This window comes from Flavobacterium chilense (genome assembly GCF_001602525.1).
GTDB lineage: Bacteria > Bacteroidota > Bacteroidia > Flavobacteriales > Flavobacteriaceae > Flavobacterium > Flavobacterium chilense.
The window spans coordinates 125,294-146,980 of sequence record NZ_LSYT01000009.1 but is presented as its reverse complement, the minus strand read 5'-3'; the positions used below and the strand labels follow the sequence as shown (position 1 = coordinate 146,980).

Here is a 21,687-nt window from a genome sequence, read left to right as displayed (position 1 = left end):
ATTTAAATATCATAATGCAATATTCTACACGTATAAACACAAGATTTAGAAAAGACAAAAAATTCAAAGCCGAAATTTTTTCAGACGGAATAAATGCTAATAAAGTTGCTGTTGATTATAAAAGAGAAATTACAGAAGTTGATTCAACAACGAAACGAACCTATCGATTAGCCAGTGGCGGCGGATTGGCCATGATTATAAAATAAAAAACGGGCTAAAATTAGCCCGTTTTTTTATCTATCATTTTTCACGTTTTACAAAAATTTTTTTACACTAATATCTTTTCAATGGCATTCAGTTCATCTGGCGTAAACTCCAGACTTTGCAAACAATCAATGTTATTATTCAATTGTCGCACAGAACTCGCACCAATTAAAACCGATGTAATTCGTTTGTCTTTTTGTAACCATGCCAAAGCCATTTGTGCCAAAGACTGATTTCTATGCTGGGCAATTTCATTCAGCTGCACTAATTTCTGAATGCGTTCTGCCGTAACCTCATCTTCTTTCAAATGTCCGTTCGGATTATGCGCTCTGGAATTTTCCGGAATTCCGTTAAGATATTTATCTGTCAAAAGCCCTTGTGCCAAAGGCGAAAATGCGATACACCCTACTCCTTTTTCTTCCAGAACATCTAGTAAACCATTTTCTACCCAACGTTCTAACATCGAATATTTAGCCTGATGAATCAAACATGGTGTTCCTAATTGTTTCAATACATCAACCGCAACACGGGTTTGTTCTGCCGAATAATTACTGATTCCAACATACAAAGCTTTTCCGCTTCTTACGGCATAATCTAATGCCATCATGGTTTCTTCAATTGGCGTTTCCGGATCTGGACGATGCGAATAAAAAATATCTACATAATCAACTTTCATTCTCTTTAAACTCTGATCTAAACTTGACAGCAAATACTTGCGTGAACCCCAATCTCCATAAGGTCCGTCCCACATGGTATAACCGGCTTTTGTAGAAATTACAATTTCGTCGCGTAAATTTCCCTGAAAATTATGCCACAGGATTTTACCAAAATTAGTTTCTGCTGAACCCGGAACAGGGCCATAATTATTCGCTAAATCAAAATGGGTAATTCCTTTATCAAAAGCTTCTACGGCAATACTTTCGGCGTTATCAAAATTATCTACCGACCCGAAGTTGTGCCATAATCCTAAAGAAATTTCAGGTAATAATAACCCGCTTTTTCCGCATCTGTTGTATTTCATTATTTTAGTTTAATGGTTGAAGTTTTAATAGTTTTTAAAGGTAGAAAAAAATACTAAGTTTTGCCACGAAGGCGCTAAGACACAAATATTTTTATTTAAAAAAGAAATCACCACGAATTCACGAATTTTTAAACAATTAATTCGTGAATTCGTGGCAAAAAAAACTTAGCGCCTTCGTGGCAAAAAAACTATTCTTTTATCTCAAAACCACTTTGCAAACCTTTATCAGAACTTCCTCCAACCATGATTTTAAAAGTTCCCGGTTCTACCAAATAATTTCCTTCGTTATCGTAAAAACCAAGTTCTTTATCGGTTAAGGTAAACGTTACAGTCTTTGTTTCTCCCTTTTTCAAACTTACTAATTCAAAACCTTTTAGTTCTTTTATTGGACGAACAATGCTCGCATATTCATCATGAATATACAATTGTACCACTTCTTTTCCGTCATAATTTCCTGAGTTCGTGACAGCAACACTAACCTGAACATTTTCGTCTTTTGTGAAAGAAGTTTTATTTATTTTTAAATCCTTATAATCAAATTTGGTATAGCTTAATCCAAAACCAAACGGAAATTGAGGTGTTTTTTCTACATCCATATAATGCGACCAAAAAACATTTTTATCACTGTCAACAGGTCTTCCTGTACTGTATTTGTTATAATAAATGGGAACCTGACCTACATTTCTGGGAAATGACATTGGCAATTTTCCACTTGGGTTATAATCTCCGTATAAAACCTGAGCCACAGCATTTCCGGTTTGAGTTCCTAATTGCCAGGCTTCGACTATAGCCGGAACATGTTCTGCAGCCCAGGGAATACTCAACGGACGACCATTATTTAAAACTAAAACTACATTTGGGTTTACTTTATAAATTTCTTCTAATAATTCTTGTTGTAATCCCGGCAGATTAAGATCGGTTCTGCTTCTGCCCTCGCCGCTTTGAAATCCGTATTCTCCTAAAACCATTACCACAACATCAGCATTTTTTGCGGCTGTTTTTGCGGCTTCAAATCCGCTTTTGTCCGTGGTATTAAAAATAGTTTCGGTTAAAAATGTAGCTTTTTGCGAAAGTAAGTCGGCACCTTTTTCAAAAACCAACTGATTGTCTTTATACTGTTGCATACCTTCTAAAACCGAAACGGCTGTATTATCATCTGCAGCAATTCTCCAGCTTCCAAGCGGACTGTTTTTATCGTTTGCCAAAGCGCCAATCAAAGCAATTTTTTGTCCTGACTTTTTCAGCGGAAGCAAATTTTTATCATTCTTCAATAATACAATTGACTTTTTTGCCATATCCAGAACGCCATCATTATTGGCTTTACTGCCAACAACTGCTTTTTCTCGTTTTTCATCGCAATATCTGTAGGGATCTTCAAATAAACCTAATTCAAATTTTACACGAAGAATTCTGCGAACAGCATCATCCACTAAGGATTCTTTTACTTTTCCTTCCTTAACTAAATCTACCAATTTTGCCACATACAAATACGATTCCATATCCATATCAGAACCTGCAATTACGGCTTTTGCAGTCGCATCGGCTTCGTCTTTGGCATAACCATGAGCAATCATTTCCCGAATCGAAGCATAATCAGAAATTACAAAACCATCAAACTTCCATTTTCCTTTCAGGATATCTCTTTGCAGAAATATATTTCCTGTTGCCGGAATTCCGTTCAAAGTATTAAATGAATTCATAAACGTACGAACTCCCGCTTGCACAGTTGCTTCAAAAGGTGGTAAAACCGAATTATATAATTTCGAATTGCTGATATCTACTATATTATATTCTAATCCTGCCTCGACATAACCGTAAGCAGCAAAGTGTTTGGCGCAGGCTGCAATCGTATTTACTTTAGCCAAATCGGCAAGGGTTTCTCCCTGAAAACCATGAACTCTGGCAATGGCAATTTTACTTCCCAGATAAGGATCTTCTCCTGCACCTTCCATCACACGTCCCCAGCGCGCATCATTTGCGACATCTACATTTGGTCCAAAAGTCCAGTTAATTCCGGATGCCGAAGCTTCATCTGCTGCGATTGCCGCCGATTTTTTAATAGCTTCTAAATCCCAGCTTGCGGCTTCTGCCAGCGGAATCGGGCTTAACGTTTTATAACCATGAATGACATCAAAACCAATAATCAACGGAATCCCTAATCGTGTTTCTTCAACTGCAATTTTCTGGACTGCACGAACTTCTTTCACACCGCGAACCGTCAACATCGATCCCACCCAGCCTTTTCGTAAATGTTCGTATTTTAATTCGGCTGTTCCGCCTTTTGGAGCTGGTCCCGTAACATCCCAAAATCCGTTATATTGGTTCATCTGTCCTGCTTTTTCTTCCAGAGTCATCAAAGGCAGTAATAAATCGATTCGTTCTTCAATAGTTTTATTTTTATCCAGATATGGTTTTTTCTGTGCATTCATATTTCCAACTGTAAACAGGGCAAAAACCCCAATTGTTATTATTTTTTTATTTTTCATAAGTGGTTCGGTTAGTTTCATAATATGGGCGTGTCCCTCCGGGTCGGGCTATTCGTTTCAAGTCCTCGCACTTCCTTCGTCAGGCTGTGGGCTTTCCACTTCTATCCCTCACGCAAATCGTTTTCAAAAGAACCTTTTTCGATTTATAGCCACAATCTTGTCATTTCGACTGAAAGGAGAAATCGTACTCGGGATTCGACAAAGATTGGCGACATTTTGTGAGGAGTTTATAGTGTGATTTCTCCTTTCAGTCGAAATGACAAAACTTTGTGTATCTCACTTTGCGGGCTTCGACTCCGCTCAGTCTGACAAGCGAAAACAAAAAATCGACATTAATCTGTTCCATCAGTGAAAACCGTGGGCAAAAAAATCTTTCTTTTTGACTCTTTCTTCTTTAAAAATCTAAAATCCCTCTATTCCGTAATAAAACAGGAAGCGGGTAAATTTGCTTTATTAAATAAATATGACTGTATTGTATTTCCCCATGCAAAACGAACCTTTAGTGGTAACGGCACTTTTTTGCTGGTTAAAATCACCTGATTATTTTTTATGGAAGCTTCGGCAGGAAAGAAAATTCCATCGGCTCCGGCAATTTCAAACTGATCTGATTTTTTAGCTGAAAAATACAAACCATCTGCATAATCAAAAGAAACGATTGCTTTGTTTTTATCAATATTTAAAGCCGAAAAAAGCGGGCTATTTACCAGATTGGTATTGGTTTTATAAGTATGGGCTAAAGCCAGATTTGCCAGACGAATTCCAACTGATTTCTTATTTTTGGGATGAATATCAATCGTATCCGAAACATCGCTAATCACAACCATTCCGGTCTTTAGAACTTCGTTGAGCACTTTTCGTTGAGAATTTCTAACGGTAACATTGGAGAAATTGTTACTGCCTGTTTTGTATGGTGCAATTTGCACAAAGTAAAAAGGAAAATCATCTTTCCAGGCTTTTCTCCAGGACGTGATCAAAGCAGATAACGTTTTATCGTAAACCAGTGAACCTACATTCGATTCGCCCTGATACCAGAGTGTTCCTGCAATTTTAAATCCCGCAAACGGATAAATCATGGCATTGTAAGCACGTCCGGGCTGACGTGGTCCATATTCCTGTTCGTTTAGTTTTTTGGCATTTTCCAGTAAAACAGGATCATTTTGCACGACTTCTTCCGGCATCCAGATTTCAGCCGGAGTACCACCCCAATTAGACGAAATTAACCCAATTGGAACGTTTTTTAAATCTTCTCTTAAGCGTTTGGCAAAAAAGTAACCAATTGCGCTAAAGTATTTCATGGTTTCCGGAGTCGACTCTGTCCAGTTTCCTGATAGATTATTTTGTGGTGATGTTGCTGTTAATTTTGGAACGGTAAAAAATCGAATATTAGGATTTGTTGCATTTTTCATTTCTTCCTCTCCATTATCGATTCCCCAGCTTACAGACATTTCCATGTTAGATTGTCCGCCACAAACCCAAACTTCTCCAATCAGAATATTTTTGAGTACCACTTCGTTATATCCTTTTATCGAAATGGTGTAAGGTCCTCCCGCTTCAGGTGTTTTGATATGAAGTTCCCATTGCGCCTGATTATTGGCAACAACTTTATATTCCTGATTGTTCCAGCCCGACACTAATTTGATTTCTTCTTTTGGATTTGCCCAACCCCAAATTTTCACTTCAGAGTTGCGTTGTAAAACCATATTGTCGCCAAAAATATTCGGAAGCGTAACGTTTGCCATCATAGTACCGGAAATCATCAGAAAGAAAACAAACTTAAATATATTATTTTTCATTTAACAGCTTTTTTAAAAATGGCGCATATTCATCAGCCAGAACTTTATGATCTGCCACATCAGGATGTCCGGAACAACCTTTTGGGGTCATGGGTTTAAACTTAAAAATCAGGATCGTTTTATGGGTTTTATCCTTTGCGAAAGCGGCTTTTACTTTATTTAAACAATCTTCAAAAACAATCGCATTCTGTCCCTTTACCATTGGACTGTTTGTAATTACAATTTGTGCTTTCGGATTGTGTTGGTACAGCATTTTGATAAAGCCGATGTAGTTCGAAACATATTTTTCAGGATTAAATGGTAAACGTTCTTTTTTACCATCTCCACCGGAAAAATCATTGGTTCCCAAAGCAATACTGATAATATCAGGCTGAAAAGCAAAATCGTATTTTGGTTTGGAACTATCTTTAGTTAAATACAAATTCTGGTACACATCCGGCATTATAGCTTCGTCTTTGTTCTCATCGTTCCAGTTTCTGTACATTCCGATTCCGGAAACGGAACTCATCAGATAATCTACTCCAATTGCTCTGGAAAGTACTGGTCCGTAAGCATAATATCCGTTATGATGATCAAAATATTCTCCTTTATCACAAGGAACATCTGACGGATCGCTAGCTGCTCCACAAGTAATCGAATCACCAATAAATTCAATTTTCTTTTTCTTTTTTGAAGTAATCGAAGTTAATTTTGCTGTGGTTCCTGCAAATAAAATTCCGCCACTATGGGCTTCTGTAGTTTTATAAATTTCAAGTGTGTGTACTTTTTTATTTGAGGTCGTTTTTATGGGAAAAGATTGAGCAGCACCTTTTTCAATTCGCAATTTTCCAATATATTTCCCGTCCAGCACCAACGAAACATAATTATGATGCTCATAAGAATCAACACTTTGCAGAGAAACAGCACAGTTGTTTCCTGTAAAATTAAAAGATACAGAAGAAGCCGTTCCTATTAAGACAACAGTATTGTTTGCAAGTTTTTCAACCCGGCCCTGATAAAGAAAAGTATTGGTTTTGTTTTGTGAAGTCGAAACAACCGAAATCAGCAATAACAAAATTAAAAATGATATTTTTTTGAGAAACATAATTTATTTGTTAAAATATAAATGCGATTCACAAATATATCTGAAATAGAATATACAGAAAGATACTAAAATGTCAAAAAGCAATAAAAAAACACCAAAATGCAACTTCTATTTTCAATGCCCGGACTCCGTTTTAGAGCTTTGATGCCCAACTCTGTTTTGATATTCAAAAACAAGAGCCTATCTTTATAAATTAAACCTTACGTTACTTCTTAAAATGAAATTACCTCTTTATATACTACTTGCCATAACTATTTTATGCTCTTCGTTTACCCTGAAAAAGGAAATTACACCCAACATTAATCCTGTTGAACACCTTCAGGCTGGAATAGATCGGGATTCTGTTATTTTATATTCGAAGCAATATCTGGGAACGCCCTATTCATATGCCGGAAATGATCCTAAAAAGGGTTTTGACTGTTCGGGTTTTGTTAATTATGTTTTTAAACACTTTAATATTAGTTTACCGAGAAGTTCTGGTGGTTTCAAAAATGTAGGAACTGCAAAGTCAGCCGAAGATTTTAAAGTGGGAGATGTTTTAGTTTTTTACGGTTACCGAAATAAAAAGAATATTGGTCATGTTGGAATCATTTGTGAGGCTAATGGTATGCATTCAAAATTCATTCATGCTTCTTCCGGAAAAGCAGGAAGCGTCACCATTAGCGATTTAGATTCTGAACATTACAGCAAACGTTTTTATAAGTGTGTTGACGTACTGCCGTAATATTTTTTCTGCCAGGAAGTACACAAATTTTTCCGAATTAATTTTTTTACCATTTATAAATAAAAAATTTGTGCAATTCGTGACCAACCTTTCTTTATTCTTCCGTAAGCAGTTTTATCAGGCTTTCGTCTCTTTGATACACATCTTTATAAAAATTCAAATTTCCATCGCGATCTACCCAGGCAGTAAAATAGCCAATATAAACCGGAATTTTTATTTTTAAGGTATACCAGCTTTCTTTTCCGGCATGCATAGCTTTATCAATTCGTTCCGGAGTCCATTTTGGATCTTGTTTTAAAAGCTCAATTGCTAATTCTCTTGGTTTTCCTACGCGTACGCAACCGTGACTAAACGCTCTGTTTTCTCTTTCAAACAAACTTTTTGCCGGTGTATCATGCAAATAGATATTATTTGAATTTGGAAATAAAAACTTCACCAAACCAAGCGAGTTATTTTTACCCGGTAACTGACGAACAGCACCATTGTTCCATTCCAGATTTTTCTGGGCCAGATAGTTTTTATTTTTTACCATTCCGGGTTTGATCTCTTTGTTGATGATACTGGTAGGCACATTCCAATACGGACTAAAAACGATATTGCTCATCATTCCGCTAAAGATGACCGTTTGGGTCATTGCCTTTCCTACCACAACAGGCGACACAAAAGCGATTTGTCCATTACGAATAAGATACAATCTAAACTCCGGAATATTAACTTCTACATATTCTTTGCCTTTTTCGAGTTCAGGATCAATCCATCGACAGCGTTCCATGTTTGCAATAATGGTTTTGATTCGGTCTGAAACCGGAATATTCAATTCGGCAATATGTTCTGGTAAAATAATATTTTTCGGTGTTAATCCGTTATGCGATTCGTAGTTTTTTATTCCCTTTATCAAAACTGTATCACAAATATTGCTTTTATTATTTTCTTTCAGATCTCCGGTAATGTAAAGTCTTTCTCTAATTTGTCCAATTGCAGGAACAGAATCGCCTACTTTAAAACTTTTAAAACCTTCCGGAGTTTCAATGTTTTTCCAGCCTCCTTTTTTTTCAATTTCTCTATATTGATGTAATGCGTCGCGAAGTTTGTAATACTGACTGAACATTTTACTTTTCTTATCGTCGCTTATCGTGGCTTTTTTATAAATAGAATCTGAAAAGACCTGATAGTTTACCTTTTTTCGGGGTAAAAGCCATTGTAATGATTTAGTCGTTTTTTCGTCTACACCGGAAACTTTCTGTACATAATAGAAATACAAATTCGTAATCATCAAATCTGTATCTGCCTGTGATAATTTATTCTCGGTTATATGCTCAAAAATAGGATCTATTTTTTCATTGTATGGAAAATTAGCTTTCAACCCTTCCTGATCCAGTCCTTTGTATTTATTGAATAAAGTGTTCCCAAACTCTACTACTCCTTTGTTATCAAGCCACAATTGGGTCGATTTATTTTTTTTGTAAAGCGCCAAAACCTCAGCCTGAAATTTAATTAGTTTAGGATATGTTTGATAAAAGGCAGAAATTCCTGAGCTGTCAATTGAAATTTTAAGTTCCGGAACTACTTTTTCAGAAGTTTTTTTTGACTCTTCGTTGTTGTTTTCAGATTTCTTGTTACAGGAAACAGCAGCAAAAAGAAGAACAACAGCAACAAGCGGATACAAGGTTTTCATAGCTATTTTTTTAATAAAAATAGAAAAGTTTTAGTGAAAACAATTCATTTACAAAAAAAATAATATTGCCTTTATAATTGTCAAAAAACGTCTGGATTTTAAACTGATTTCAATGAACTAAAAAGCATAAAAAAAACTCCAGATACATTACATATCCGGAGTCTCTACTTTATAACCAACCTTTATTTTTAAATTACTGTTCCTTTTAAGGTAAGAACTTTTGGAGTGCTTTCTGCACTTGTTGTTACAGTAACTGTTTTTGTAAAACCTCCTTTATTTGCTGCGTTGTAAGTTGCTGTTACTTTTGCAGATTTACCAGGCAAAATTGGCTCTTTTGTGTAATCTGTTGCTGTACATCCGCAAGATCCCTGAACATTCGTAATTACAACTGCCGTTTTTCCTGTATTTTTGAATTCGTAAACAATTGCTTTTGGTGTTCCTTGTGGAATTTCACCTACATCAACAGTTTCTGCTTTCCAAACAATTGTAGAAGCTGCTGTTGCTTCAACTTTTGTTTCAGCAGTTAATGATTTTATTGGTGCAATTGCTGAAAAAGACATTAAGCTTAAAGCTAAGGCTAACATCGAAATTTTAATCATTTTCATAGTTATTTATTTTTAATGGTTTATAGTTCTAATTTTGTATTACAAAGATAATTCAGACAAATTCAAGTCGCTGTTAACCGCTTTCAAATCTTTGTTAACGACTTGTTAATGGGATTTTTTAACTATAATTTTGATTAATATTACACTCTAAAACACCACTTTCTTGAAAATAAATAAACTGAATAGTATTATCCTTCTGGGTCTTGTTGCCATTATAAGTATATTGGTGGCACAATTGCTTTGGACCAAAGAGGCTTTTACTTTAGAGCAAAAAAAACTGAGCCAGAAAGCTAATATTGCTTTACTGGAAGTGGCCAGAAAATTATATGAAGGAAAAGATCACGAATCATCCTGTCAGAATCCTGTTCAGAAAATTTCTAACGACTATTATATTGTAAACATTCAAAATGCTTTTGAACCGGATGTTTTAGAATTCTATTTGAGATCCGAGTTTAAAAAAATGAATATTACCACTGACTTTGAATATGCAGTGTACAATTGCCAGAGTGATGAAATGGTTTACGGTAAGTACATTTCGTTTTCTGAAAAAGAAAATACTAAAAAAACAGTGTATTTCCCAAAGCATAAAAATCTCGTATATTATTTTGCGGTTCGTTTTCCTAACGAGACTACTTATTTATTCAGTTCGATGCGTTTTTGGTTTGTACTTTCTATAGCGCTTATTTTTATTTTGTTGATTTATGTGTATTCGATTTTTACACTTTTACAGCAAAAGAAATATTCTGAACTGCAGCGTGATTTTATCAACAATATGACGCATGAGTTCAAAACGCCTTTATCTTCTATTTTAATTGCTTCGAAATATTTAATAGAGCAAAATCCGATTAAAGAAGATAAAAAACTGCATACTTACACTGATATTATTATCAATCAGAGTAATAAGCTAAATCATCATATTGAGAAGATTTTGAATATTTCCAAATCAGATTATGCGCCTTTGGAATTAAAAAAAGAAATGATTTTACTTGTTCCGATTATCAAGGAAACAATCGAAAACATACAGTTAAAATATCCTGATGCAAGCATCAAAATCGAAACACTTTCGACAGAATATCAAATCGAAACTGATGTTTTTCATTTTTCTAATTTAGTCTATAATTTACTGGATAATGCGGTTAAATATTGTACTGAAAAACCAGAAATTACGATTCGGATTTCAGTCGAAAATAATACTTTAAAACTGTTTTTTACTGATAACGGAATTGGAGTTTCTCCTAAAAATATTTCTTTTATTTTCGATAAATTCTATCGTGCGCAAAACGAAAAGAGCAACGAAGTAAATGGTTTTGGACTTGGTTTGTATTATGTAAAAGAAATTTGCAACTTGCATATCTGGAAAATAAAAGCCGAAAATAATACCGAAAAAGGCATCACTATAACTTTGTCAATTCCTTATAAAAAATGAAACAATTCAAAATACTTTACACCGAAGACGATGAAACCTTAGCCTTTTTGACCAAAGATAATCTGGAACAAAATAACTATGAGGTGATTCATTGCTGCGATGGAAAACTGGGCCTGGAAACCTTTAAAAAAGAAAATTTTGACATTTGTATTCTTGATATTATGATGCCCAAAATGGATGGTTTTGAATTGGCAACCGAGATTAGAAAAGCAAATATTGATATTCCGATTATTTTTCTTTCTGCTAAAACATTAAAAGAAGATCGTATAAAAGGTTTGCGTCTGGGTGCCGATGACTATTTGGTAAAGCCTTTCAGCATTGAAGAATTACTACTTAAGATTGAGATTTTCCTGAAACGTTCTCAAAAAAATACACCAATAGAAAAAGTGGTTTATGAAATTGGCAAGTATCAATTTGATATTAATAATTTTATTCTTTTTAATGATAGTGAAAAAATTAGCCTGACACAGCGTGAAGCCGAATTATTGAAATTATTTCTCGATAATAAAAATTCGGTTTTAAAAAGGGAACAGATTTTGACGTCACTTTGGGGAACAGATGATTATTTTATGGGAAGAAGCCTTGATGTTTTTATTTCGCGCTTACGTAAAATTTTAATTAACGAAAAGGGAATTTCTATCGAAAACCTGCACGGAATTGGGTTTAGATTTAGTATTGTGTAAATACAACAATCATTATTTTAAATAATAACAATTCTGCTAAAAATAGAGAATAATCTGTAAAACTACTTTTAAAAACTTTTGTATTTTTAATATCTAAATTCCTTCGATATGAAATTACATCATTTACGAAACGCCACTTTGGTGATCGAAACTGATACCGATGTTATATTGGTCGATCCTATGTTGGGAAAGAGAAAAACGATTCCGCCTTTTACTATTTTCAGATATAAGCCTAAAAGAAATCCGCTTGTGGCTTTGCCTAAAAACAGCAGGGATATTTTGAGCAGAGTTACCATTTGCCTGATCACACATTTGCATCCTGACCATATTGATAAAGCCGGAGAAGTTTTTTTAAGACGAAAAAGTATTCCGGTAATTTGTAATGCAAAAGATGAAAGTGCCTTAACAAAAAGAGGGCTAAATATTATTCAGAGTTTGAATTATTGGGAACCTCAGGACTTTTTAGGTGGAAAAATAACCGGAATTCCGGCTGTTCACGGCTACGGATTTATCGCAAAACTGATGGGAAATGTAATGGGTTTTCATATTGAATTGCCCAATCAAAAGTCGATTTATGTAAGTTCTGATACCATTTTTACAGAACATGTACAAAAAGTACTCATTGAGTTTAAACCTGAAATTGCTGTTGTCGCCTGCGGAACTGCAAGATTAGATTTTGGTCAGCCGCTGTTAATGCGAATGAACGACATTTTGAAGTTTGCTGCACTGGCTCCGGGCAAAGTTTTTGCCAACCATTTAGAAGCGTTAAACCACTGCCCAACAACAAGATCTGAACTAAGACTGGCGCTTTCCCAAAATAATCTTTCGGATAAAGTTGCTATTCCAAGTGACGGAACAAGTGTAGAATATTGATTTACAGAACTAATAAACCAAATTCCCGTAACGTATGAATTGGTTTTGAATACCAGAACAATTCAAAGTCTTCCAGCGTAGTTTCAAAATCAGTTTTGACTTCCTGAAAAGTATAATTCTTAGGGTTTGAAATCGAAATCCTGGTTAAGATCTCTACAAGCCATTCGCCTTGCTCTTTACTGGTCTGAATGCTGAAACTTTCTTTTTTATCGTGAAAAGTAAAAGTCATCATTTCCCAGGATCTTCCTTTTTTAGATTTTGTAAAGTGCTCTGCAAAAGGTTTCCCACCTAACCAGACTACTTTTGCATTTGGTTTGGTATTGAAATCATTTCCTTCGTCAAGGGCATTAAAAATAAAATCGGGATCTATTTTTGTTTTCGGAATTTTAAAATCAAACCAATCCTGCAATTCGTAATCAAAACAAATTCCGTGCATGAAATTAAAGAGGGATTTCTTTAATCCGAAACTAAATTTATCATGATTGATTCCTGTTGAATCCGTGTAATCAATATCATTATTGGCAAAAGTTCCAATTAATTCTGTTTTTTTGGTCACGCCAAATTTTTCCGGATATAATCCAACCGGGCTGTGTGCTGTCATTGCAAACTGATGCCAGAATCCTGATTGCAGAATTCCCGCTTCAAATAACTGACGTACCATTTCGAGACTATCAACCGTTTCCTGAATCGTTTGTGTTGGATATCCGTACATTAAATAAGCATGAACCATAATTCCGGCTTCAGTAAAATTTCGGGTTACTCTTGCCACTTGCTCGACTGTTACTCCTTTGTCAATTAATTTTAATAATCGGTCTGAAGCTACTTCCAATCCACCGGAAACGGCAATACAACCAGAAGCTTTTAGCAGTAAACATAAGTCTTTAGAAAAACTTTTTTCGAAACGAATGTTGGTCCACCAGGTTACGGCTAGTTTTCGGCGTAAAATTTCTAATGCCAGCGCACGCATTAATGCTGGCGGAGCGGCTTCGTCTACAAAATGGAATCCATTTTGTCCGGTTTGCAGCATCATATCTTCCATTCGGTCGCATAATAAATTGGCTGCAACCGGTTCATATACTTTAATATAATCTAATGAAATATCGCAAAAAGTGCATTTTCCCCAATAACAACCGTGCGCCATTGTGAGTTTATTCCAACGACCGTCACTCCACATTCTGTGCATTGGATTTACGATTTCGATTACCGAGATGTATTTATCCAAAGGTAAGTCTGAATAATCCGGCGTTCCAACCTGAGATTGTTTGTAATCGTGTTTTAAGGAATTGTTTTTATACACTACTTTTCCTTCTTCTAAAAGAAAGGTTCGTTTGTAACGCTGCTCGTCCCTCGACTCCGCTCGGGATGACAAATTATCAACAAGTTCTTCAATTGGTACTTCGCCATCATCTAGCGTAATAAAATCAAAGAACTCAAAAACACGGGCATCAGAAAGCGAACGCAATTCAGTATTTGGAAAACCTCCTCCCATCGAAATTTTAATTTCGGGATGATGTTGTTTAACCCATTGTGCACAACGAAAAGCGCTGTATAAATTTCCCGGAAAAGGGACCGAAATCAGAAAAAATGTAGGTTGAACCGTTTCGATTTTAGCTTTCAAAATAGAAATTAAAATCGCATCTATATAAGTTGGTTCTTGTTGTAAAGCCTCGTATAATTCATCAAAAGAATTGGCACTTCGTCCTAAACGTTCCGCATATCGGCTAAAGCCAAAATTTTCATCGACGCATTCTACAATAAAATCCGAAATATCTTCCAGATACAAAGTTGCCAGATGTTTTGCTTTATCCTGAGTTCCCATGGTTCCAAAAGCCCAATCGAGCTCTTCTAACTGTGCAAAACGGGAAGCTTCCGGCAGAAAATCTTCCTGACAAATTTGTAAAGCCAAAGTTGGATTTTTTCCCTGTAAAAACTGAATTACAGGATCAATGGTTTTGATGTATTCGTCCTGTAAAGCAAAAATACGTTTTGAGTTATCAGAAACCTCATCCCCCGACTCCGCTGGCGAAGACACATTTTCAAAAATATTTTCAGCATAACGAAACAAATCAACCAAGCCTTTCTTTGAAAACAGTTCCAAAATAACATCAATACCCAAATCAGCCTGAACTGATTCGATATTTTTGGTATTCAGAAATCCTTTTATATATGCTGTTGCCGGATACGGTGTATTCAGTTGTGTAAAAGGTGGCGTAATGACAAAAAGCTTCGTTTTCAAAGGGAATTATTTTTTGCAAAAATACAGGTTATTTAGTATTGTTTGACAAAGAAATAAGTCCCAATTATCAGGTTAAAATTATGAAATGCTTCAAACCACTATTTACTATGTAAAAACATACAAAAACTATTTAAAATTCACATTTTAAAGCTTAGTTTTTTAGCTATATTTGCCTACAAAATTTTTATTAATGAAGCTTAGAACTTTACTCTTATTTACCCTGTTTATCAAATGTGCTTGTATTTTTGCGCAGGAAATTAATCCGAATTCTTCCAATAATTTATTATTAGAAGATAAACATGGTCATCTAATTCAAGATTTGGAACAGCAAAAACAATTTTTAAAAATTAGGGAGGAAGAGATGAAAGCAGAAATGCTGAATCTAAAAAAAGTAATTTTGAGTTCAAAAGATGGAAATTCGACTTCAAAAACTGCAGCTACTCTTCAAGGAGTAGAAATGTGTACTAATGGAAGTTTTGAGCAATATGAAACTATAAACGGAAACAGTTATCTTAAAAATTTTCTATGCACAATAGGTGACCCTCCAGGTCCAACGCAATGCCGCTCGATTAGCAATACTGCCGATTCCTATATCAATCGCTATAATCCTAATAATATGAACATTATGGCAACTGGTGTTTCTGCAAATTTGGTTGACCCTTATATAGGAGACATTAAAGCATTTGATCAGTATGCTCTTAAAATTAATTATGAAAACTCCTCTACTTACGGTTCTATTGTTCAGGGCAAAAGGTTTAAAACAAATAATGAAAATTACTTAAAATTTAACTACAAAGCTGTATTACAAAGTGTATACGACAATAGTCACACTGACAATCAGGCTTTTGTAAAAGCACGAATTTTAGATAAAAATAAGGTAGTTGTCAGTGAGTTTTGTTTGGTCGGAGATGAAAAAAATTGCATTTTCAGCAAGGTTCCAAGTCAGTCTTCTGGTTATGTTACTTTATATACTTCCAATTGGCAATCAGGATTATTGGACATTTCATCTATTCCTAATTATGAAGAATTTACCGTTGAATTTATGGCTTCCAGATGTGGATTGGGCGGGCATTTTGGGTATATGTATGTTGATGATGTATGTATGTTACATTCCAATGAAAATATGCAAGGTTCTATAGAACTAGATCCTTTAAATAAAGTCTGCCCTAGTTTACCAATTTCAGTATGTGGCAGTTATACTATTCCTAATTCCGGAGGAATTTCTGCATCAGTAAAAAAAATCACTTTAAATGTTTACAACAACAATAATGTTTCTGTTTATAGTACATCAACTACTTCAAGCTTAGACACGACAAATAAAAGATTTTGTTTTACATTAAAAGCCAGTGATTTTCCAAATAGTACCAATGCCAATTATAATGTAGGTGTACAAGTAGATTATGACATTTCCGGGACTTCCTGTGCAGGCACCACATTTGATTCTGCCATAGATCCTGACGCAAATCCTGGCTGGGATATTTCTTTTTTGAATTGCTCTTCAAGTTGTACTATTAATGTAACGACTGCCAAAATATCTCAATGTGATGCAAATCGTGACGGAAGTGAAAATTTTGATTTGTCTACATTAAATTCTTTAGTAGTTCCTTCTACTACAGGTTTAAGTTTTAGTTATTTTAAAAATTACAACGAAGCAGAATCCAATTTGAATCCTATCACCAATTTTACAAGTTATCCAAGTTCAAGTGCTTCTATTTTTGTTAGAGTGAGCAGGGATGCTACCTGCTACAAAATAATTTCTGCCAATTTAGAAGTAAGAAATCCTACAGCAAATATTACAGGTATCCTAAATGTTTGCTCTGGAAGTACTGTATTAACTTCTTCTTCAGGAGCTTCATATTTATGGAATACCGGAGAAACAACACAAAGTATTACAGTAACTTCATTAGGCGATTATTCTGTTACTGTCAAAGATTCTTTTGGATGCACCAGCGATGCGAGTGTTACTATCGAACCAAGTCAAACTGCAGTTTCTCCCAGCTTACAAATTACACAGCCCTCTTGTTTTTCTACAACAGGAACAATAAAAGTAACTTCAACGGCATCGCAATATAGTTTTGATGATGGTGCAACCTGGAGCACAAGTAACACAAAAAGTAATTTATATCCTGGTACTTATTTAGTAAAAATAAAGACCGTAAATGGATGTACTTCTTATTCTCAAAGTGTAACTATCACGGCCGCTTCTACTTTATATCCAAATTACAATTATACCAATCCTCTATTTTGTGGAGACACCGGCAGCATTACAATTACAACTCCAGCTGCATATTATAGTTTTGATGATGGTGTCACTTGGGTGAATAATTCTGTTGCTAACAATCTTTTACCTGCAAATTATAAAATCCGTACCAAAGATTCACAAGGTTGTATTTCGTCGGCAAACAATGTACTCATCAGTAGTAATACACTGGAAACCCCAACTTTTACAACTGAATTACCTGCCTGTACTGTAAAAGGAAGTATTACCATTAATACTCTTTCGGATTTTTATACTTTTGATGGAGGAGCCACATGGGTTACAAACAACAAAATGAGCAATTTAAATGCCGGAAGCTATTCTATAGGAATTAAAAATGCTTTAGGTTGTACTTCTTATTATACCTATGCTTATTTAAATGACTTTAAAGATTTATACCCTTCGTATACAACTGAACAACCTCTTTGCGGAACCGATGGAAACATTACCATTACTACTGTAGCAGATTCGTATAGTTTTGATAATGGAGTAACCTGGACCAGCAATAATGTTAAAAGTCTACCTTTTGGAAGCTATCAGATAAAAATAAAAAACAGTGCGGGATGTATCAGCGCCGGCAATTATGTTTCTTTATCTCAGCCTTACCTGAGTTCGCCAATTATTAGTCTGGAACAGCCAAGCTGTGGCGTAAACGGAAAAATCACTGTTAACTCATTATCCGATTTTTACAGTTTCGACAATGGTACCACCTGGACCACTCTCAATTCTAAATCATTGCCTCCCGGTGCTTATACAATAATTGTAAAAAATAATCTTGGCTGTACTTCTTATCCAAGTGGTGTTTATTTAAACAATCCCAATTTAGACATTCCCGATTATACTGTTGTTCAGCCCACTTGTACGTCCCCGGGCAGCATTACAATAAATACAATTGCCAGTTTCTACAGTTTTGATGGAGGATATACGTGGGGAACTTCGCCTTCCTTATCAAATCTTAATTCTTATGGCTATTACAACATTGCTATAAAAAACAATTTAGGATGTGTTTCTTACAATGTCGGTGTTTCAATTAACAGCGTAAAGCTTCCTGAACCGGATTATACAGTTACCAATCCAAGTTGTGGAAATATTGGCAATATTACATTTAATACTACTGCAGATTATTACAGTATCGATTATGGTACCAACTGGAAAACAAGTAATGTTTTTAATAATTTAGGCCCGGGATCTTATTCCTTAATGATAAAAAAAGACAATTGTACATCCAATTCCATTTCCATTTATATGGATGACTCGAGGTTGGCACAGCCCAAATTAACCATCACTCAGCCAGGATGTGGAACAAAAGGCAGTATTAAAATTAATACTACTGCCAGCTCTTATAGTCTTGACGGAATAAATTGGGTTACAAATCCTGTTTTTTCAAATCTTTCAACAGGATATTATTATCCAAGAATTAAAGATGCCCAAGGTTGTATTTCTAACTCAGTATCAGTATCACTTCAGGATTATTACCTTCCAATTCCCACTTTTAAAATAACACAACCTGCTTGTGGAGTTGGAGGAAGCATAACCTTTACTTCAACTGAAGCACAATACAGTATAGATGGAGGTACAACCTGGAGTACTAATCCTGTATTTACTAATCTAAGTCCAAGCTCTTATTATTTATTAGTTAAAAATGCTTCTGGATGCACGTCTTCCCCTTACAGTGCATACACGAGCCTACAACAATATTATTTACCTAATCCCGATTTTACATTAATCCAACCAACATGTGGCGTCAACGGAAGTATTACCATTGCAACAGTAGCAAGTTCTTACAGCTTTGACAATGGCAATACCTGGACAACTAATCCGGTCCTTTCAGGACTTACTTCCGGTTATTATGCTATTATGATAAAAAATGCAACAGGTTGTAAATCCAATGGCCTATCAATTTACATCAATTCTTATTATCTTCCCAATCCAAATGTAAAAGTAGTACAACCCAGCTGTGGAAATGGAGGAAGCATTACTGTTACTACTCCTGCAGACAATTATAGTTTTGACGGAGGAAATACCTGGACAACAAATCCTATTTTACTAAATCCAACAAATTCGTCTTATAATGTACTCATTAAAAATGCAAAGGGTTGTAAATCACAATCCCAATATTTCTATATAAATAAGTATTATCTATCTTCACCAAATGTAACTACTATCCAGCCCACATGCAGTATTCCTACTGGGACTATAATAGTAAATTCTACTGCAGATCAATATAGTTTTGATGGAGGAATAACCTGGACCACAAATCCTATAAAGAAAAATTTAGCTGGTGGCTCTTACAATGTATTAATAAAAAATACTTTGGGATGTACCTCTTACAGCAGTTATACCTATATAAATACTCCTCCGGCAATTCCTGCTGCACCTGCTGTAAAGATAGTTCAACCTTCTTCGTGTAGTGCCACTGATGGCAGTATCACTATAACAACATCAGCCATAAGTTATAGTTTCAATGATGGAAACAGCTGGACAACAAGTCCTACGAAAATAAATGTTGGGGCTGGTACTTATGTTATTAAAATCAAAACAAACTCATATAGTTGCGAATCAGCAACAACTGTTGTTAACTTAAGTTCTGGTACTACGATTGCAGCTCCAAATTTTACCACAACTCAGCCAAATTGCAGCTCATCAAAAGGTTCAATTACCATTACAACAACTGCAGCAACTTATAGCTATGACAACGGATTAACCTATATTTTTTCTAATACAAAAACAGATCTTTCTCCGGGTACTTATTTCATAAAAATTAAAAATGCTGCGGGTTGTGTTTCAGATGCTGCTCCTGTTACAATTTCATCTTTATCAGCACTTCCGGCTCCTGACTTTAAAGCAATTCAACCCGATTGCAGCACTACTTATACAGGATCAATTGCAATTGATACTGCAGCCGATTTTTATAGTTTTGATAATGGAATCACGTTTGGGACATCTAATACCAAATCTAATTTATCTGCCGGAACCTACAATTTGATGGTTAAATATAATTCGGGTTGTATTTCTCTTGCGGCACCTGTAACTATACAAGCTGCACCTGTAACTCCTGAAACGCCACAAGTTGTAGTCACAAATCCAACTGGCTGTAATCAGGCTACAGGTAATATTGTAGTTTCTACGGTTTCGAATTTATATAGTTTTGATGATGGTCTCACCTGGACAACAAATTCTAAAGCGACTGATCTAATTCCTGGTACTTATTTTATCAAAATTAAAAATAGTACTGCAGGTTGTCCTTCGCTTTCTGCTAAAGCTACAATAAATCCTCTTTCAGATGTTATAACCACACCCAGTTATACAGTTTCTCAACCTATTAGTTGTACCAATCCTTTCGGAAATATCAAAATTACCAATATCGCTTCAAAATATAGTTTTGATAACGGAAAAACCTGGAGCACAAACTCAGATTCCGGAAATTTAGCTATTGGAAATTATATGATTAAGGTTCAAAACGCTACAGGATGTGAATCCGAAGTGGTTTCAATTAAAATAAACGCACCTCTAGATTATCCTAATGCTCCAACAATAAATCTTACGCAGCCTGATTGCTCTAATTTAAAAGGGCAGGTAACGATAACATCTACGGCTTCCCAATACAGTTTTGATGATGGTTTGACATGGACAACAGCTCAAATCTCAGAATACCTGACTCCGGGCGATTATAATATTAAAGTTAAAAACTCAGATGGCTGTATTTCTGAACCTACTAAAGCGGTAATAATTCCGTTTACCAATTTTCCAGCATTCCCGTCAGGTTCTAAGATTCAGAATTTTTGTATTGATGAAATTGCAACTTTAGAAAATATAAAACTAACAGGAACGGCAATTAAGTGGTATGATGCGGCAGTAAATGGAAACATTTTAACAGAAAGTACTTTGCTGGAAAGTCGTGTTTACTATGCAACCCAAACAATAAACAGCTGCGAAAGTCCGCGACTTGCTATAACAGTAAAAATTCAGGATACTCAAATTCCAATTGCTGATTCACCACAGGTATTTTGTATTCAAAAAAATGCTTCCATAAAAAACATCAATATTATGGGGCAAAATATAAAATGGTTTGAAAGTGCTTCTTCTGCTATTGTTCTGTCAGAATCGGCTCTTCTTGAAAACGGAATTACTTATTATGCTTCGCAAACTATCAATAGTTGTGAAAGTGACAGAATTCCTGTTGACATAAGTATACTGGGAGCAACAGTTGGCGATTGCATTAATTTTGTAGACGAGATTCCGTTTCCTAAATTCTTTACACCTAACAATGATGGTTATAATGATACCTGGACTATAGATTTTGTTTATTTAGCACCAAATTCAGTAATTAAAATATTTGACCGTTACGGAAAATTCATAAAAGAACTAACCTATAACACTTCCTGGGACGGAACCTACACCGGAAAAGATCTACCAGCTTCAGATTATTGGTTTACTGCTACCCGCTTTAACGGAAAAGAATTTAGAGGACATTTTAGTCTGAAACGATAAACATCAACATAAAAAAGTTCGCAAAAGCATAAAATCTTTGCGAACTTTTTATTTAGATATAGAACTACTTTTTAATCTCCCAAATATAATGCACCAATAGTGTCATTAGAATAAATATCACTTTTATCA

13 protein-coding genes are annotated in these 21,687 nt (G+C 35.1%); 6 read left to right on the top strand and 7 right to left on the bottom strand.

The genetic code is table 11. The features are described 5' to 3' along the window. The first annotated feature begins 14 nt into the window (after positions 1-14). Positions 15-206: a glycoside hydrolase family 97 C-terminal domain-containing protein gene (locus tag A4F88_RS19915; protein ID WP_068844518.1), complete on the top strand. Its 192-nt coding sequence runs from the start codon at positions 15-17 to the stop codon at positions 204-206. 62 nt (positions 207-268) lie between these two features. Here the strand turns inward: A4F88_RS19915 and A4F88_RS19910 are convergent, their stop codons facing one another. The 4 genes from A4F88_RS19910 to A4F88_RS19895 form a co-directional block, all read right to left on the bottom strand. After that, positions 269-1,225, bottom strand: a complete 957-nt coding sequence (locus A4F88_RS19910; RefSeq protein WP_068844517.1) for an aldo/keto reductase — start codon at positions 1,223-1,225, stop codon at positions 269-271. A 188-nt stretch (positions 1,226-1,413) separates the two neighbouring features. Continuing rightward, the gene (gene bglX, locus A4F88_RS19905; protein WP_068844653.1) at positions 1,414-3,711 is read right to left on the bottom strand and encodes a beta-glucosidase BglX; all 2,298 of its coding nucleotides are present in this window, start codon (positions 3,709-3,711) and stop codon (positions 1,414-1,416) included. Between the two features lie 413 nt (positions 3,712-4,124). Continuing rightward, entirely contained in the window at positions 4,125-5,504 is a 1,380-nt protein-coding gene (locus A4F88_RS19900) for a sialate O-acetylesterase (RefSeq protein WP_068844516.1), read from the bottom strand. After that, entirely contained in the window at positions 5,494-6,588 is a 1,095-nt protein-coding gene (locus tag A4F88_RS19895) for an SGNH/GDSL hydrolase family protein (protein ID WP_068844515.1), read from the bottom strand. The genes A4F88_RS19900 and A4F88_RS19895 overlap by 11 nt, the downstream gene beginning before the upstream one ends. 217 nt (positions 6,589-6,805) lie before the next feature. On the opposite strand from A4F88_RS19895, the gene A4F88_RS19890 reads away from it, so the two are divergent. Continuing rightward, positions 6,806-7,312: a C40 family peptidase gene (locus A4F88_RS19890; RefSeq protein WP_068844514.1), complete on the top strand. Its 507-nt coding sequence runs from the start codon at positions 6,806-6,808 to the stop codon at positions 7,310-7,312. A gap of 94 nt (positions 7,313-7,406) precedes the next feature. Here the strand turns inward: A4F88_RS19890 and A4F88_RS19885 are convergent, their stop codons facing one another. Then, positions 7,407-8,987: a L,D-transpeptidase family protein gene (locus A4F88_RS19885; RefSeq protein WP_068844513.1), complete on the bottom strand. Its 1,581-nt coding sequence runs from the start codon at positions 8,985-8,987 to the stop codon at positions 7,407-7,409. Between the two features lie 188 nt (positions 8,988-9,175). After that, a complete protein-coding gene (locus A4F88_RS19880) occupies positions 9,176-9,592 on the bottom strand; it encodes a DUF1573 domain-containing protein (protein ID WP_068844512.1) in 417 nt (138 codons plus the stop codon). 163 nt (positions 9,593-9,755) lie between these two features. On the opposite strand from A4F88_RS19880, the gene A4F88_RS19875 reads away from it, so the two are divergent. The 3 genes from A4F88_RS19875 to A4F88_RS19865 all read left to right on the top strand — a co-directional run bounded on the left by A4F88_RS19875 (position 9,756) and on the right by A4F88_RS19865 (position 12,574). Then, complete coding sequence (locus tag A4F88_RS19875; RefSeq protein ID WP_068844511.1) at positions 9,756-11,018, top strand: sensor histidine kinase; 1,263 nt, start codon at positions 9,756-9,758, stop codon at positions 11,016-11,018. Further along, positions 11,015-11,701 carry a response regulator transcription factor gene (locus A4F88_RS19870; protein WP_068844510.1) on the top strand — a complete coding sequence of 229 codons (687 nt, stop codon included), beginning with the start codon at positions 11,015-11,017 and terminating at the stop codon, positions 11,699-11,701. Before A4F88_RS19875 ends, A4F88_RS19870 begins: the two co-directional genes overlap by 4 nt. A gap of 108 nt (positions 11,702-11,809) precedes the next feature. Then, the gene (locus A4F88_RS19865) at positions 11,810-12,574 is read left to right on the top strand and encodes an MBL fold metallo-hydrolase (RefSeq protein ID WP_068844509.1); all 765 of its coding nucleotides are present in this window, start codon (positions 11,810-11,812) and stop codon (positions 12,572-12,574) included. A gap of 1 nt (position 12,575) precedes the next feature. On the opposite strand, the gene A4F88_RS19860 is transcribed toward A4F88_RS19865, so the two are convergent. After that, positions 12,576-14,810 carry a B12-binding domain-containing radical SAM protein gene (locus A4F88_RS19860; RefSeq protein ID WP_068844508.1) on the bottom strand — a complete coding sequence of 745 codons (2,235 nt, stop codon included), beginning with the start codon at positions 14,808-14,810 and terminating at the stop codon, positions 12,576-12,578. Positions 14,811-15,000: 190 nt separating this feature from the next. On the opposite strand from A4F88_RS19860, the gene A4F88_RS19855 reads away from it, so the two are divergent. Further along, positions 15,001-21,558 carry a T9SS type B sorting domain-containing protein gene (locus tag A4F88_RS19855; protein WP_068844507.1) on the top strand — a complete coding sequence of 2,186 codons (6,558 nt, stop codon included), beginning with the start codon at positions 15,001-15,003 and terminating at the stop codon, positions 21,556-21,558. Positions 21,559-21,687: the final 129 nt, after the last annotated feature.